15 protein-coding genes and 1 pseudogene are annotated in these 14,682 nt (G+C 65.2%); 7 read left to right on the top strand and 9 right to left on the bottom strand.

Annotated elements, in window-relative coordinates:
* The first annotated feature begins 1 nt into the window (after nucleotide 1).
* Nucleotides 2-1,093 (top strand): M42 family metallopeptidase, encoded by a 1,092-nt coding sequence (locus AC3WTE_RS18360; protein WP_492439700.1) that lies wholly within the window; start codon nucleotides 2-4, stop codon nucleotides 1,091-1,093.
* On the opposite strand, the gene ctaD is transcribed toward AC3WTE_RS18360, so the two are convergent.
* Nucleotides 1,094-2,752, bottom strand: coding sequence for an aa3-type cytochrome oxidase subunit I (gene ctaD, locus AC3WTE_RS18365; RefSeq protein ID WP_492439895.1), 1,659 nt, complete (start codon nucleotides 2,750-2,752; stop codon nucleotides 1,094-1,096).
* 113 nt (nucleotides 2,753-2,865) lie between these two features.
* Between ctaD and AC3WTE_RS18370 the strand changes: the two genes are divergently transcribed.
* The 3 genes from AC3WTE_RS18370 (at nucleotide 2,866) to AC3WTE_RS18380 (ending at nucleotide 5,273) form a co-directional block, all read left to right on the top strand.
* Nucleotides 2,866-3,402, top strand: a complete 537-nt coding sequence (locus AC3WTE_RS18370; protein WP_492439702.1) for a Dps family protein — start codon at nucleotides 2,866-2,868, stop codon at nucleotides 3,400-3,402.
* A gap of 137 nt (nucleotides 3,403-3,539) precedes the next feature.
* Nucleotides 3,540-4,217, top strand: coding sequence for a PAS and ANTAR domain-containing protein (locus AC3WTE_RS18375; RefSeq protein ID WP_492439704.1), 678 nt, complete (start codon nucleotides 3,540-3,542; stop codon nucleotides 4,215-4,217).
* Between the two features lie 30 nt (nucleotides 4,218-4,247).
* Nucleotides 4,248-5,273, top strand: a complete 1,026-nt coding sequence (locus AC3WTE_RS18380) for an Rv2578c family radical SAM protein (RefSeq protein WP_492439706.1) — start codon at nucleotides 4,248-4,250, stop codon at nucleotides 5,271-5,273.
* 2 nt (nucleotides 5,274-5,275) lie between these two features.
* Here the strand turns inward: AC3WTE_RS18380 and AC3WTE_RS18385 are convergent, their stop codons facing one another.
* From AC3WTE_RS18385 to AC3WTE_RS18405, 5 genes are all read right to left on the bottom strand, one after another.
* Complete coding sequence (locus AC3WTE_RS18385) at nucleotides 5,276-5,893, bottom strand: TetR/AcrR family transcriptional regulator (protein ID WP_492439708.1); 618 nt, start codon at nucleotides 5,891-5,893, stop codon at nucleotides 5,276-5,278.
* Nucleotides 5,894-5,912: 19 nt separating this feature from the next.
* Nucleotides 5,913-6,734, bottom strand: coding sequence for a mycofactocin-coupled SDR family oxidoreductase (locus AC3WTE_RS18390; protein ID WP_492439710.1), 822 nt, complete (start codon nucleotides 6,732-6,734; stop codon nucleotides 5,913-5,915).
* A complete protein-coding gene (locus tag AC3WTE_RS18395; RefSeq protein WP_492439712.1) occupies nucleotides 6,731-8,293 on the bottom strand; it encodes a flavin-containing monooxygenase in 1,563 nt (520 codons plus the stop codon). Before AC3WTE_RS18395 ends, AC3WTE_RS18390 begins: the two co-directional genes overlap by 4 nt.
* Complete coding sequence (locus tag AC3WTE_RS18400) at nucleotides 8,290-8,889, bottom strand: TetR/AcrR family transcriptional regulator (protein WP_492439714.1); 600 nt, start codon at nucleotides 8,887-8,889, stop codon at nucleotides 8,290-8,292. Before AC3WTE_RS18400 ends, AC3WTE_RS18395 begins: the two co-directional genes overlap by 4 nt.
* Nucleotides 8,890-9,020: 131 nt before the next feature.
* Nucleotides 9,021-10,073, bottom strand: coding sequence for an IS1595 family transposase (locus AC3WTE_RS18405; protein ID WP_492439716.1), 1,053 nt, complete (start codon nucleotides 10,071-10,073; stop codon nucleotides 9,021-9,023).
* A 29-nt stretch (nucleotides 10,074-10,102) separates the two neighbouring features.
* Here AC3WTE_RS18405 and AC3WTE_RS18410 point away from each other — a divergent pair, with 29 nt between their 5' ends.
* Nucleotides 10,103-10,453 carry a hypothetical protein gene (locus AC3WTE_RS18410; protein WP_492439718.1) on the top strand — a complete coding sequence of 117 codons (351 nt, stop codon included), beginning with the start codon at nucleotides 10,103-10,105 and terminating at the stop codon, nucleotides 10,451-10,453.
* On the opposite strand, the gene ypfJ is transcribed toward AC3WTE_RS18410, so the two are convergent.
* On the bottom strand, nucleotides 10,450-11,340 hold the full coding sequence (ypfJ, locus tag AC3WTE_RS18415) for a KPN_02809 family neutral zinc metallopeptidase (RefSeq protein WP_459369898.1): 891 nt from the start codon (nucleotides 11,338-11,340) through the stop codon (nucleotides 10,450-10,452). The two genes, AC3WTE_RS18410 and ypfJ, sit on opposite strands and share 4 nt — an antisense overlap.
* Nucleotides 11,341-11,372: 32 nt before the next feature.
* Here ypfJ and AC3WTE_RS18420 point away from each other — a divergent pair, with 32 nt between their 5' ends.
* A complete protein-coding gene (locus AC3WTE_RS18420) occupies nucleotides 11,373-12,899 on the top strand; it encodes a carboxylesterase/lipase family protein (protein ID WP_492439720.1) in 1,527 nt (508 codons plus the stop codon).
* On the opposite strand, the gene AC3WTE_RS18425 is transcribed toward AC3WTE_RS18420, so the two are convergent.
* Both AC3WTE_RS18425 and AC3WTE_RS18430 read right to left on the bottom strand, forming a co-directional pair.
* Nucleotides 12,887-13,402 (bottom strand): SRPBCC family protein, encoded by a 516-nt coding sequence (locus AC3WTE_RS18425; protein WP_492439722.1) that lies wholly within the window; start codon nucleotides 13,400-13,402, stop codon nucleotides 12,887-12,889. The two genes, AC3WTE_RS18420 and AC3WTE_RS18425, sit on opposite strands and share 13 nt — an antisense overlap.
* A gap of 33 nt (nucleotides 13,403-13,435) precedes the next feature.
* A complete protein-coding gene (locus AC3WTE_RS18430; protein ID WP_492439896.1) occupies nucleotides 13,436-13,894 on the bottom strand; it encodes an MPT63 family protein in 459 nt (152 codons plus the stop codon).
* 139 nt (nucleotides 13,895-14,033) lie between these two features.
* Here AC3WTE_RS18430 and AC3WTE_RS18435 point away from each other — a divergent pair.
* Nucleotides 14,034-14,681 (top strand): annotated as a pseudogene (locus tag AC3WTE_RS18435) (phosphoribosyltransferase); the annotation flags it as partial.
* Between the last annotated feature and the right edge of the window lies 1 nt (nucleotide 14,682).

Raw genomic sequence — 14,682 nt, forward strand, 5'->3', positions numbered from 1 at the left:
GATGTTCGAACTGCTGCAGGAACTGCTGTGGGCGTATGGACCGTGCGGGCAGGAAGACGCGGTACGGGAAATTTGTCTGCGCGAGCTGGAACCGGTCGTCGACAGCGTGTGGGTGGACCGCGCGGGCAACGTGGTCGGGCGGGTGCACTCCTCGTCCAGCGATGAGGGGGCCTCGCCCGTCCGGGTGATGGCGCACATGGATGAATTGTCAATGCTCGTCAAGCGCATTCAGCCCGACGGCAGGGTGCAATTGACGCCGCTGGGCACGATGTACCCCGGTAACTTCGGCCTCGGGCCGGTGCTGATGCTGGGTGACCGGGAACACGTATGTGGTGTTCTCACAGTCGGATCCGAGCACACCACCCAGGAAAGTCCGCGAATCTGGCGGACCAAGCCCGACGGTGGTGATCAGGCGCTGAACTGGCTTGACGTGTATGTGTTCACGGGCCGCACGCCGGAGCAGTTGGCCGACGCCGGTATCGGCCCCGGTACCCGAGTCTGTGTCCACCGGAGCAAGCGTGAACTCGTTGAGATCGACGATTACCTCGGCTCCTACTTCATGGATGACAGGGCCCTGCTGACGGTCCTGCTCTCGGCTGCCCGAGAACTGCGGCAGCAGGACCAGCGGCCGCCGCAGGACGTCTACTTCGTCTGTACGACCAGCGAGGAGGTCGGCGGACTGGGCGGCTCGTACGCCAGCCGATCCCTGCCCGGTGAGTTGACCCTGGCGCTCGAGGTCGGCCCCACCGAAGCCGAATACGGCACCACCGTCTCGCGGGGTCCGATCATCGGCTACAGCGACGCGCAGTGCCTGTATGACAAGTCGGTCGCGGACCGTCTGATGGAGGTGGCGGCCAAGCTGGGTACCGACCCGCAGCCCGCCGTCCTCGGCGCGTTCGAATCCGATGCGTCCCACGCGAAATCGAACGGCCACACGGCCACCGCGGGGTTACTGTGTCTACCGACGCTGAGCACGCACGGGTATGAGGTGGTGCCGCGCGACGGCATCGGCGCGCTGTCCGCGGTCCTCGTGGAGTTCCTGATGGACCCTGGCGAGGCCGGTAACCGTTCACCTCGGGGGCAGACGGCGTGATCAGCGTCTGATGTGTGCCTCGTCGCGCATCCGCTCGACCATGTGCGGGTAGTGCAGCTCGAACGCCGGTCGCTCCGAACGGATTCGGGGCAATTCGGTGAAGTTGTGCCGCGGCGGCGGGCAGGTGGTCGCCCATTCCAGGGAGTTGCCGTAGCCCCACGGGTCGTCGACCGTGACCGGCTCGCCGTAACGCCAGCTCTTGAAGACGTTCCACACGAACGGCAGCATCGACAGCGCCAGGATGAATGACCCGATGGTGGACACCACGTTGAGGGTGACGAAACCGTCGCCGGGCAGGTAGTCGGCATAGCGGCGGGGCATGCCCTGGTCGCCCAGCCAGTGCTGCACCAGGAAAGTGGTGTGGAAGCCGATGAACGTGAGCCAGAAGTGCAGCTTGCCGAGGCGCTCGTCGAGCAGCCGGCCACACATCTTCGGGAACCAGAAGTAGATGCCCGCATAGGTGGCGAACACGATGGTGCCGAACAATACGTAATGGAAGTGCGCCACAACGAAATACGAGTCGGTGACGTGGAAGTCCAGCGGCGGGCTGGCCAGCAGCACACCCGACAGACCGCCCAACAGGAAGGTCACCAGGAAGCCGACCGAGAACAGCATCGGCGTCTCGAAGGTCAACTGGCCCTTCCACATGGTGCCGATCCAATTCCAGAATTTGATGCCGGTCGGGACCGCGATCAGGAACGTCATGAAGGAGAAGAACGGCAGCAGGACGGCACCGGTGGCGAACATGTGGTGCGCCCACACCGACACCGAGAGTACGGTGATGGCCCAGGTCGCGTAAACCAGTGTGGTGTAACCGAATACCGGCTTTCGGGAGAAGACCGGGATGATCTCGGTGACGATGCCGAAGAACGGCAGGGCGACGATGTACACCTCGGGGTGCCCGAAGAACCAGAACAGGTGCTGCCACAGGATCGGGCCGCCGTTGGCGGCGTCGTAGATGTGCGCACCCAGATGTCGCTGCGCCAGCAGGCCGAACAGGGCCGCGGTCAGGATCGGGAAGGCGATGAGTATCAGCACGCCGGTGGCCACGATGTTCCAGGTGAAGATCGGCATCCGGAAGGTCGTCATTCCCGGCGCGCGCAGACACACCACCGTGGTGATCATGTTGACCGCACCGAGGATGGTACCCAGCCCGGACAGAATCAGGCCGACGACCCACAGGTCACCGCCGGTGCCCGGCGAGTGCACGACGTCGGACAGCGGCGTGTAGGCCGTCCACCCGAAGTCCGCCGCGCCTCCGGGGACGATGAACCCCGACAGCACCACCAAGCCGCCCAGGAGGAACAGCCAGAACGACAACGCGTTGAGTCGGGGGAATGCGACGTCCGGCGCGCCGATCTGCAACGGCAGCACCAGGTTTGCGAAACCGAACACGACGGGCGTCGCATACAGCAGCAGCATCAGCGTGCCGTGAATGGTGAACAGCTGGTTGTACTGCTCGTTGGACAGGAACTGGAGGCCGGGTGTCGCGAGCTCGGTGCGCATCAGCAGCGCCATGATCCCGGCGCTGAAGAAGAATCCGAATGATGCCGCCAGATACATCTGGCCGATCAGCTTGTGGTCTGTCGTGGTGATGAGGCCGTAGAGGACGGCGCCCAACCGCTTTCGGCGCGGGGGAAACGGCCGTTGCGGCAACACCGGGACGTCGACAGCAGTCACCCCGGGGCGTTACCCGGAGTGCGCTGGCGCTAAACGGTGTTTTGACCGCGGCCTCCCTGGGTAGGCCGAGGGGTGACACCGAGGAGTTGAAGATGAGCGAATTCACCATTCCAGGGCTCTCCGAAGAGCAGAGCAGCCGTATCCGAGTGCTGCTGCAGAACCAGCTGAGCACGTACAACGACCTGCATCTCACGCTCAAGCACGTGCATTGGAATGTCGTGGGCCCCAATTTCATTGGCGTGCACGAGATGATCGATCCGCAGGTCGAGCTGGTGCGGGGTTACGCGGATCAGACCGCGGAGCGGCTGGCGGCACTCGGCGCATCGCCCGACGGTACGCCGGGGGCGATCCTCAAATACCGCACCTGGGACGACTACTCGATCGGCCGCGATACCGCGCAGGCGCACCTTGCCGCCCTCGATCTGGTTTACGACGGCGTCATCAAGGACGCGCGCAAGGCGATCGAGGAACTCGATGAGCTCGATCTCGTCACCCAGGACATGCTGATCGGCCAGGTTGCCGAACTGGAGAAGTTCCAGTGGTTCATCCGTGCCCACCTGGAATCCGCCGGCGGCGAGCTCGCCACCGGCGGTGCGCATACCGAGCGCCAGGCAGCGGCTCAGGTGTAGGCCGTCTCCTGGAGCACGTCGCATCACAGCTGAGGAAGTAACCGATACGCGTCATGGGGGACTCATACGCGGCAAGCTGGGCCGACAATCCCGGTATCGCGTTAGGATGGCTGCGGCTACCTGCCACCCACAATGACATGAGTGAACCCGAAGGCGAAACCGCCGAATCCGAATCCTGGGACGTCGCTGCCGTCTTCAGCGGCGGCCATACTCAACATGTCGGCAGTTTTCAGTTCAGGCTCGCTGAGCAGCGGTGGGTGTGGTCCGAAGAGGTTGCTCGCATGCACGGATACACGCCGGGGGAAGTGGAGCCCACCACCGAGTTGCTGCTGAGCCACAAGCATCCTGACGACCGGGCCAAGGTTGCGGAGATCCTTGAGCGGGTGCAGACCGGCGGGTTGTTCAGCAGCCGGCACCGCATCATCGACTCCGGCGGAAAAATCCACTGGGTCGTGGTGGTCAGTGACCGGATGACCGACGAGAATGGCGAGATCACCGGCACCCACGGCTACTACATCGACGTCACCTCCGGCATCCAGTCCGATCTCACCATGGCCATGGCGTCGGTGGTCGAATCGCGCGCCGTGATCGATCAGGCCAAGGGCATCCTCATGGCGGCCTACGGCATCGACGCCGACCGTGCCTTCGAGATTCTGAAATGGCGTTCGCAGGCCACCCAGGTGAAGCTCCGAACTGTCGCGACCCGGTTGGTGGAGGCCGTGATGCGCGAGGGGCTGGCGCCCGAGACGGTGACCGTGATCGATCATCTGTTGCTCGTCGAGGGTCCTCCCGACGATGACGACGACGAGGCTTGACATCGGGTCGAACAATTGTTCGAATGCAGTATGCGGTGGGACGGGCAGGCGGTAGCGCGGGCCGAAGTGGACGGTGCCCTGCCCGGCCTGGAACGCCTCGGGCTGGTGCGCAGCGTCCGGGTGCCGAAATTCGACGGCATCACATTCCACGAGGTGCTCTGCAAGTCGGCGTTGAACAAGGTGCCGGAGGCGTCGAATCTGCCGTTCCGCTACACCGTCAACGCCTACCGCGGCTGTTCGCACGCCTGCCGGTACTGCTTCGCGCGGCCCACCCACGAGTATCTGGACTTCGACTCCGGAAACGACTTCGACCGCGAGCTGGTGGTGAAGACCAATGTCGCAGAAGTTTTGCGGCGCGAGCTTTTCCGGCGGTCGTGGACGCGGGATGCGGTCGCGTTGGGTACCAACACCGATCCCTACCAGCGGGCCGAGGGCCGCTACGCGCTGATGCCCGGAATCATTGCGGCACTGGCTGATTCCGGGACACCGTTCTCGATCCTGACCAAGGGCACGCTGCTGCGTCGCGATCTGCCACTGATCGTCGATGCCGACGGTCGGGTCGGGGTCAGTGTCGCCGTGTCATTGGCGATGCTGGACCCGGATCTGCACCGCTCAGTCGAGCCCGGCACACCGACGCCCGCCGCGCGGCTGGAACTCATCTCGGCGATAGCGCAGGCGGGGCTCGGCTGCCATGTGATGGTGGCGCCGGTACTGCCGTATCTCACCGACTCCGTCGACCAGCTCGATGCCTTGTTGTCGCGGGTCGCCGAGGCGGGCGCCACAGGCGTGACGGCGTTCGGGTTGCATCTGCGCGGCGCGACCCGCGGCTGGTTCCTGGCCTGGCTGGGCTCGGCGTATCCGGAGCTCCTGCCCAGGTATCGCGAATTGTACGGTCGCGGAGCGTATCTCGGCCCCGAGTACCGCGAACGGTTGCGCACCCGGGTGGCCCCGCTGGTGGCCCGGTACGGCCTCGGTAACCGCGGACACAGACCTGACACCGTGCGTACCGCCCCGGCGGCAGTGCCCGCCGGGGCGGTGCAGCCTGCGTTGTTCTGACGCTACTTCTCCAACGCGCGCAGGCAGAACGCGTAGATGCGGTCGCTGCCGATCGGGGTGAGCCCGAGGCCGGGTCCGAGTGCGCGTAACCGTAGGGCGCCGAAGATGGTCTGCATGACCAGTGCCGCGGTGGTTTCGACGTCGAGGCCCGGGCGAAAGGTGTCATCCCCGATGCCGCGTTCGACGATGTCGACGATCAGCGCGTGCAACGGCGTCAGCACTCGGCCATAGTCGTCGGGCATGGTTTCCGCCAGGCGATCGTGGTAGAAGGTCAGCCCACGATTGATGCTGTCCTGGGTGCTGGAGGCGGGAGGCACGCAGATGCCGTCGACCAGCGCACGCAGCGCCGCCTTCGGTTCCAGCTCCGCCGCCTCGGCCTGCCACGTCGTGGTGAACTCGTGCAGCATCGCATCGATCAGCGCCAGCACCAGATCGTCTTTGGTGGCGAAGTGCTGATAGAAGGCGCGCAACGACGTCTTTGATCGTTCCACGACCTCGAGGACGGTGAATTCGGTGCGGCCGGTCTCACCGAGGATGTCGAGGGCCGAGCGCATGAACTCTCTGGCGCGTGTCTGCGCGTCGGCACTGTTGTTTGCCACTCCGGCGTTCCCCTTCGCCATGGCGACTGACGTTACCCGGTCAAATCTTGAGATAGCCCTTGTCTGCCGGGATTTGCGCGGCCGTCACCAACGACGACGCGTCACTGGCCAGCCACACCACGATGTCGGAGATCTGGTCCGGCTTGATCAGCGAATCCGTCGGCAGTGCGCCGGGGGAGAAGCTGTGGATGTAGTTCGGGTGATCCTGCAGAATCTGGTACATCGACAGGTCGTTGCCCATCGGGGTGTCGGTGCCGTACGGGTGGATCGAATTCACGCGGATTCCGTACTCACCCAGCTCAACTGCCAGCGCATTGACCATGCCGACGACGCCGAACTTGGTGGCGCTGTAGTGGCCGCAACCCGGTACCGCCTTGATGCCCGCGGCCGAGCTGGTCGCGATGATGGAACCGCCGTTGCCGGCGTCGATCATCGCGGGCACCACGGCTCGGATGGTGTTCCACATCCCGGTCAGGTTGATGTCCAGAGTGTCCTGCCACTGCTGCGGGGAGATTTCCCACAGCCGTCCCCAGTTCAGCACCCCCGCGTTGGCGACCACGATGTCCAGGCGGCCGAACTGTTCGATGGCCTCGGCCACCACGTGCTGCTGACCCTCGGCGTTGCGGACGTCGACGGCCTTGGCGTAGATCTTGCGGCCCTCGCCTTCCACGAGATTCACGGTCTCGACCAGGTCCTCGGGCGTCGCGGGCGCATATCCGTTGGCCTCGGCCACGGGCGCGCAGGCGTCGATCGCGACGATGTCCGCGCCGGCGCGTGCCAGCCGCACACAGTGCGAACGCCCCTGACCCCGAGCGGCTCCGGTGACGAACGCGACCTTGCCGGCCAGTGGTTGATCGATCATGCGCTCAGTTCCTCACTGATCTTGGCTGCGTGAACGGCGCTGAACTGATAGTCCGTGAGCGGCGAGCGCCGCGCGAAAATCCTTGCGCCGGTAATGGTTTGTGGTCGGTAATACGGTGTCTCGTACTGAGAGTTGACGAAGTAGGTGTTCAGTTCGGAGGCGCGGGTGTAGTAGGTGTGGGCGGTGCGACCCCGTCGGTCCATCAGCGCATTCCACCGGTTGAACGCATCATTGCTCACCGCGACGATCGGGGCGTCGGCGCGGCGGCGGGCTTCGTCGATCAGCCGAACTGCGTGGGCGGCAACGGTTTCTACGTAATCCATCCAGGCGAACCCCACGAACCCGAGCGGGCCGACGATCTCCCACCGGTTCGGTAGCCGGGGATGGGCGCTACCGGCGTAGGCGTGCAGTCCGTGAGCGCGGTAGTACTCGGCGAGGTCGAAGCCGTTCGAGCCCACGATGGTTCCAGGCCGGTACGTTTCCGGGTCGGTCCACAACTCGTAGCCGGTGGCGGTGACCAGCAGGTCGGCGGGATGGTCGACTCCGTCGACGGTGCGGACGCCGTCACGGGTGATCCGCTCGATCGGTGTGGTGATCAGGTGCGTGTCCGGATGGTTCAGGGCCGGCAGGAAATCGCTGGAGATCACCGGACGTTTGGCCATGATCCCGTAGCGGGGCAGCAGTGCCTTGCGCATTGCCGGGTCCTGCACGGTGGTGCGCAGCAGCAGCCGGTAGAGGTTGCGGCTGTTGCCGTCGTACAAGGGCATCAGTTTGGTCAGCGCCTTGCGGGGCAGCCGGGAGAAGACGTGGATGATCGGCGCGACCATCGCCGCATCCATCAGGAGCCGCCCGAATACGTTGACCGCGCCGACGAAGCCCGGCACTTTGAGCAGACGCCGTAGCCACGGCGGGATGTCGAAGTCGACTTTGGGCAGTACCCAGGCCGGGGTGCGTTGGTACACATCGAGGTTCGCGGCGACCCCGGACAATGCGCCGGTGATCTGCACCCCGCTGGAGCCTGTGCCGATCACCGCGACGCGCTTGCCGCGGACGTCGTAGTCGTCGTCCCAGGCGTTGGGCCGCATGACGGTGCCCTCGAAGTCCTCGATGCCGTCGATGTCGATCACGTTCTTGGCGTTCACGTAGCCGCCGACCGAGCTGATCAGGAAGCGGGCCGTCACGTCCGACTGGTTGCGGATGGAGAGCCGCCACAGGCCGGCGTCGTCGTCCCACTGTTGGCGGACCACCTCGGAATTACCACGCAGGTGCGGACGTAGCCCCAGCTTGTCAGCGGTGTCGCGGAGGTACGCGTAGATTTCGGGCCCGGGTGCGAAGAACCGGCTCCAGTTGGGATTGGGTGCGAACGACAGTTGATACCACAGCGACGGAATGTCGACGGCGAGCCCGGGGTAGTGGTTGTCGCGCCAGGTGCCGCCGAAGTCGTCACCGCGGTCGATGATGACGAAGTCGTGAATACCTTTCTGCTGCAGAAGGTAAGCGGAGGCGATACCGCCGGGCCCTGCGCCGATGATGACCACTTCGTGGTCGGGTGTGGTCACGGTGCCTCTCCGGTGAGTCCACTGATGATGTGGTCGGTGACGAAGCGCCGGATGGCGCGGGGGTTGTCGAGGTTGATGCCGATGGGCGGGAGCAGTTCGAAGCTCAGCAGCACCCGGACGATCCATTCGCCGGCGCGGGCAGGGTCCACTCCGGCGCCGATTTCACCGTCGCGCTGCGCGGCTTTGACACGCGGCTTCCAGAGTTCGACGGCGCGCTTCATCAGGTCCTCACCGATGTTGCGGAGCAGCAGGACGACGATGCCCTCGTTGATGCCCTTCTGCGGCGCCGAGGGGGAGCTCTGCCGGTGGGCGCAGATCAAGACGGCGGCGGCGGCCACCTGGTCGGCCAGCGTGGACTGCTTGTCGATCTCGGCGGCCATGCCGTCGACGAACGTCGACGCCAGGTGGTCCAGCGCCACGCTGATGGCGTGATCACGACCGCCGAGCGCGTTGTACACCGTCCCGCGTGACACGCCGGCGGCCTCGGCAACCGCGGTGAGGCTGAATTGCCTTGGCCCCAAACGATGCAGCGTTTCCGCGGTGACTTCGATCAGTGCCGGCGAGATGGTGCGGGGCGTCGGCGGCTTGGCAGGCATTTGAACATGTTAACGAAATTTGTTCAAAGTGGTCATCGATTCGGGGAACTGACTTTGGGGTGGCCCCGTGTCGGGGGTGCGGTGTAGGTTCGAACGTATGAACTGCTTATCTGCTTAAGTGGACTTGGCGATCAGAATTCACCAAAAGTGTTGCTAGGTAAGAACTCCTGATCATTGTCGAGGGATGGTTCGACGTCGCGGACCTGGGCTTCGGTGCCGCCGATGAGGTCGTTGAGCGGGTGCGGGTCGGTATTCACGGCTTGTTGGAGCAGTCGGTAGAACAGCATTCCGCGGGCCTTTGACCTGCGGCGATTGAACCGGAAAGTGAATTCGTCGAGGTAGTACGGCAGGTGTTCACGCTCGACGCGGTAGTGGTGCGTGCCGGCGTTCCAGCGTTTGAGCAAGGATGCGATGCGATGTGGGCCTGGCAGGGTGACGTGGCCCGGTTCGGGGGCGTTGTATCCCGAGATGTATTCGTGGCGGTAGCCCTCGCCAGCTAGGACGCGGAACATGCGCGCACCGTCGGTGCGGATCAGCGACCCGGGTTCGGCGGTGTTGCGAGCGAAATCCACCAGCTGTTTGGACCCGGGTGCATCGGCCACACCCAACCGAATCCGGCCGAGGCGAAGTTTCCGGTTCACCTGCGTGCCAAGGTTTTCCACCGCGATCATCACGGGAACCTTGGTCGTGGATGCACCGTCGCGGCCAGTGGCGCGGCCACCGATGAACGATTCGTCGACCTCAACCACACCGGAAAGAAGCTCACGATCGGGGCGCACCATTGCCCGCCGCAGCTTGTGCAGCCAAGCCCACGCAGTCTCGTAGGAACCCAGGCCGAGCATGTCGTGCAGGTTCTGTGCCGAGGCCCCGTTCTTCTGCGAGGTGACCAGCCAGATAGCGGCAAACCACGTGGTCAGGGGCGTGCGAGTGCGATGAAAGATGGTCCCGGCGGTCACTGATATCTTACGGCCGCAGGCCACGCATTTCCAATGCTGCGACGAGGTCTGCCATGCCCGGTCGCCACTACATACCGGGCAGCGAAAGCCTTCTGGCCAGCGTAGATTCGCCAGATACTCCAAACACGCCGCGTCGTCAGGAAACCAGGTCCGAAACTCTTGAAACGTCCGCGGGTAATCCACTCCGACGACCGGGCCACCCTCTGCAGTACCCACGCTGACCAGCATAGGTCCAATTAAGCAGATAAGCAGTACGTATGAGCGAAAGTTTGGTGGACCCCAGCGCCGACGAGGGGTCGTTGCTGGGTCGTATCGCTGAGCTCGAGCGGGTGAAGGCGGCTGCGGCGGCCGAGCAGGCCCGTGCGGCGGCGTTGGTGGAGGCGCGGCGGATCGAGACGGCGCGTGCGGGTGGTCCGCGGGTGTCGCGGGCCGCGTTGGGCTCGGAGATTGGGTTGGCGCGGCAGGAGTCCCCGCATCGGGGTGAGCGGTTGATGGCGCTGACCACGCCATCGGGCGCGGTCTACACCTCCACCGCACCGCCGGGACCCGAAGCGCTACGCATCTTCACCCGCGACGTCTATATCGCGCGCATCCACCCCGCGGCTTAACCCAGGTTCTGTGCGTTGAAGGTGTCGCACTGCTTGGGGTCACCGGTCTGGTAGCCCGTGGTGAACCACTTCTGGCGCTCCGCCGACGACCCGTGTGTCCAGGACTCCGGGTTCACGCGGCCAGTGGCCTGTTTCTGGATGCGATCGTCACCGACCGATGAGGCGGCCGACAAGGCATCGGCAATGTCCTTGTCGCTCAACGGCTGTAGAAAGGGGACGCCCGTGCTCTTCTGTTTCACCGTCGAGGCGTAGTGCGCCCACACGCCGGCGTAGCAATCGGCCTGCAGCTCGGTGCGCACGCTGTTGCCCTCGGCGCCCTTCGGCCCCCGTTGTGCCTTGCCGATGTCACCGAGCAAATCCTGCACATGGTGGCCGAACTCGTGTGCCACGACGTACTCCTGCGCCAAAGGTCCGCCACTGGAACCGAATTGGTCGACGAGGGTCTGGAAGAACGTGGTGTCGAAATAGGCGGTCTTGTCGCCCGGGCAGTAGAACGGGCCGACATCGGTGGTGGCCGGCCCGCACGCGGTGTTCACGCTCTGGCTGAACAACCGGATCTTCGGCGGCCGGTAGCCCTTGAGCAGCTGCGACCACACCCCGTCCACCGAGTTTCCTGTTGCCACAATGCGGCACTCCAGGTATTTGTTGGCGTCGGCGCCGGTCTTGCACTTGCTCAGGTCGTACGCGCTGGAGCCCTGGCTCGACTGCGGCGCCTGGTTCTGGTGGCCGAGAATCGAACTCGGGTCCACCCCGAGGAACATGGCGACCACCACGATCACCAGACCGCCCATGCCGCCGCCGATCGCGATGCCACGGCCGCCGAAGCCGCCACCCCCACTGGTCGACGTGTTGCTCGTGTCGATCTCCATACCTTCGTTGAAGGTCATCACCGCTCCGTCCGGGCCTCGAATACGACAGGATGCCAGCTTTCCACACTAGGATTTCCGGTGTGGCCGTCCAGCCCGAAACCATCGACCGTTCGACCATCGTTCACACCGTCGCGGGAGCCCTCCGGGGCACCACCGAGGGCAGCGTGCACGTCTGGCGGGGTGTCGGCTACGCCGAGCAGCCCGTCGGCCCGTTGCGGTTCCGCGCTCCGCAGCCGCTGATCCCTTGGACCGGCATTCGCGACGCCATCGACCATGGGCCCATCCCGCCGCAAGGCAAGTCGTTCGTCGGTGGCGGGCGCGACGACCCCAAGATGCGGGACGAAGCCTGCCTGACCGTGACGGTGTGGTCACCCGATGTCACGGGTTCGCTGCCGGTGATGGTGTGGATTCCCGGGGGTGCGTTCGTGTTCGGGGCCGGCCAGCTGCAGCTGTACAACGGCTCGCGGCTGGCGGCCAACGGCAAGGTGGTGGTCGTCAACGTCACTTACCGGCTCGGGGTGTTCGGTGGTTTCGAACTCGGCGATCTCGGCCCGGGATTCGACGACAATCTATGTCTACGGGACCAGATCGCGGCACTGCAATGGGTGCGCGACAACATCGCGGCATTCGGTGGGAACCCCGACCAGGTCACCGTGTTCGGCGAATCCGCCGGCGCTACGTCGGTGCTGGCGCTGCTGGCCAGTCCAGCTGCCGACGGATTGTTCGGCCGGGCCATCGCGCAGAGCCCGGCATTGCCGCTCATCGCCGACCGCGAAACCCGGGCGCGCCAGGCTCATGAGTTCGTCCGCCGCCTGGGCGTCGGCGTCGAAGAAATCGCCGTGCTGCCGCAGCGCCAACTACGCCGCGCCGCCGGCCAGCTGCAGGGGGAGAGCGCCGCCAGCAGCCCGAAGTTGGCCTACGGACTGACCTACGGCGTCGACCTGCTGCCCGCGCATCCGGTGTCGGCCGCCCAGGCTGGGGCGGTGGCGAAGGTGCCGTTGATCGTCGGCACCAACAGCCGCGAGGCGTCGATGTTCGCCTGGGGCAGGCCGCCGATGCTGCCCACTACGGTGCCGATGGTCGACGACTATTTCGCGCGCATGGCTCCGGACTCCAAAGATGCTGTGCTGCAGGCATATCCGAGCTACCCGCGCCGCCGGGCGCTGATCGCGATCGGCTCCGATGTCATGTTCGGCGCGCCGACGTGGGCCTTCGCGGACGCCTACAGTCGGCATGCGCCGACACACGTCTACCGGTTCGACCACACCACCTGGACGCTGAAAGTGCTGGGACTGGGCGCGACGCACGGCAGCGAGATCGTGCACATCCAGCACAGCTACGGCTCGTACCTGGGCCGGATGCTGCACCCGCTCGGGCGTCAGGTTCAGCCGTCGGTGGGCCGGCGCATGCAACGCACCTGGCTGGATTTCGCGACCCGGTCAGATGGCATGGCGGATTGGCCGGCATACGACATCGAGCGTCGCGCCACCCGGGTCATCGGCTCGATGCGCGACGAGACCATTGACGACCCCGACCGGGTGCGACGTGCGGTCTGGGAAGGGCTCTACGCGCCGTAGCGCTCGTCCCCGTAGCGCTCGTCACAGTAGCGGCGCAGGTTGTGCAGGAACCGCTGGAACAGCCACGCCATCACGGGCCGGCCGGCTCGCATGCCCAGCTCGCCGGCGAGACCGTTCGGCTTCATGGCCATCACCCACGTCAGGTGGCAACCATCTGCGGTCTCCTCGACGGTATAGCCCTCAGCGAAGGCCGAGAGCATGTTCGAGGTGCTGGTGTTGAATCGGAAAGCCATGTAGGAGAACGGTTCCCAGCCGATGAACTCCTCGTCGCCGACGATGTGACCGCGCATCGTCACCGTGCGGGTGGTGCCCACGCCGTACGGCTTCGGGCTGGTCCACTCCACGTTGGTGATCAGCGTGGCCCAGTGCGGCCAGGATGTCTCATCCGAGAAGACCTCGAACAGCTGCTCCGGCTTGATCGCCAGATCGACTTTGCTGACGAAGCGGAACGGTGCGCTGTCGATGAAATCCACGCCGACGCGTTCGCACTGGTAGGTCTTCATGAGTAGACACCCTAGAACAGGGTGTCTACTAACTCACGGGGTCCAGACCATCAGGTCTTCCATACCGTTGTTCATCGTCACCGTCGTGGGAGCGGGGCCGGTGACGTCGAAGTGAATCTTTCCGGTCGATTGCCCGCCCTGCGGAATGGTCCCGCCACTGATGTTGACCGGGCTGGCGACCATCCACAGCACGCGGTAGCTGGCCTGGTTCGGCGCGACGGCGTTGAACTGTGAGATGCCGGGGGTCACGGGGCCACTGAGCGCGCGGACGGTGGCCGTGGCTTCCCACAGCTTTCCGGCGACCGGATAGCCCGGCATGACATCGGAGCTCGGCTTGAGGTCGCTGACCCTCCAGCTCAGCTGAACTTGACCGACGGTGTCGGTCATCGTCAGCGTGGTTCCGAGCTTGCCGACGAGCGGATAGTTGGCTGATGCGATCGGTGTACTGGCGATGCCGATGACGGCAACACTCGCAACGGCTGCTGCGGCAATCTTCACTTCTACCTCCCGACGTTTTTACCTGCGATGTCAATAACGGATTACCACTGAACAGGCGCGCTGTGAATGGCCTTTAGGCCTCGGCCTGGCGGCTAAGATCGGGAAGTGGACCGACGGGAGCGGGGTAGACCCGATGTCTACGCGAAACCAGGTATCGAGGCGCGTCTTTCGTAACCGCGCGGAGGCCGGGCGCGTGCTGGCCGGTCTGCTGACGGCGTACCGCGGCAGACGCGATGTCGTCGTGCTCGGTCTGGCCCGCGGTGGCGTCCCCGTGGCGCGGGAAATCGCCGAAGCGCTCGGCGCGCCGCTGGACGCGCTGATCATTCGCAAGCTGGGCGTGCCCGGTCACGAGGAGTACGCCATGGGCGCGATCGGCGCGGGTGGTCACATCGTCGTCAATCAGGATGTAGTTGGGCCACTGCATATTTCGCAGCAGACGCTGACCGAGGTCGCAGAGGCCGAGGGCCGCGAATTACGCCGGCGCGAAGCCGACTACCGCCGTGGCCGACCACCACCGGAAGTGATCGGGCGAACGGTGATCCTGGTCGACGACGGCATGGCCACCGGAGCCAGCATGCGGGTGGCGGCCGAGGTGGTGCGCGCGAACGGCCCGCGGACGCTGGTGGTCGCGGTACCCGTGGCTGCCGAGTCGGCGTGTCGGGCGCTCACCGGAATGGTCGACGAGATCGTCTGCGCCGACATGCCGACGCCCTTCGCGGCCGTGGGGGAGTCGTACCACGATTTCGGCCAGGTCAGCGATGCCGAGGTGCGCCGGCTGCTGC

This window comes from Mycobacterium sp. FW102-FHT13B02 (assembly GCF_058790275.1).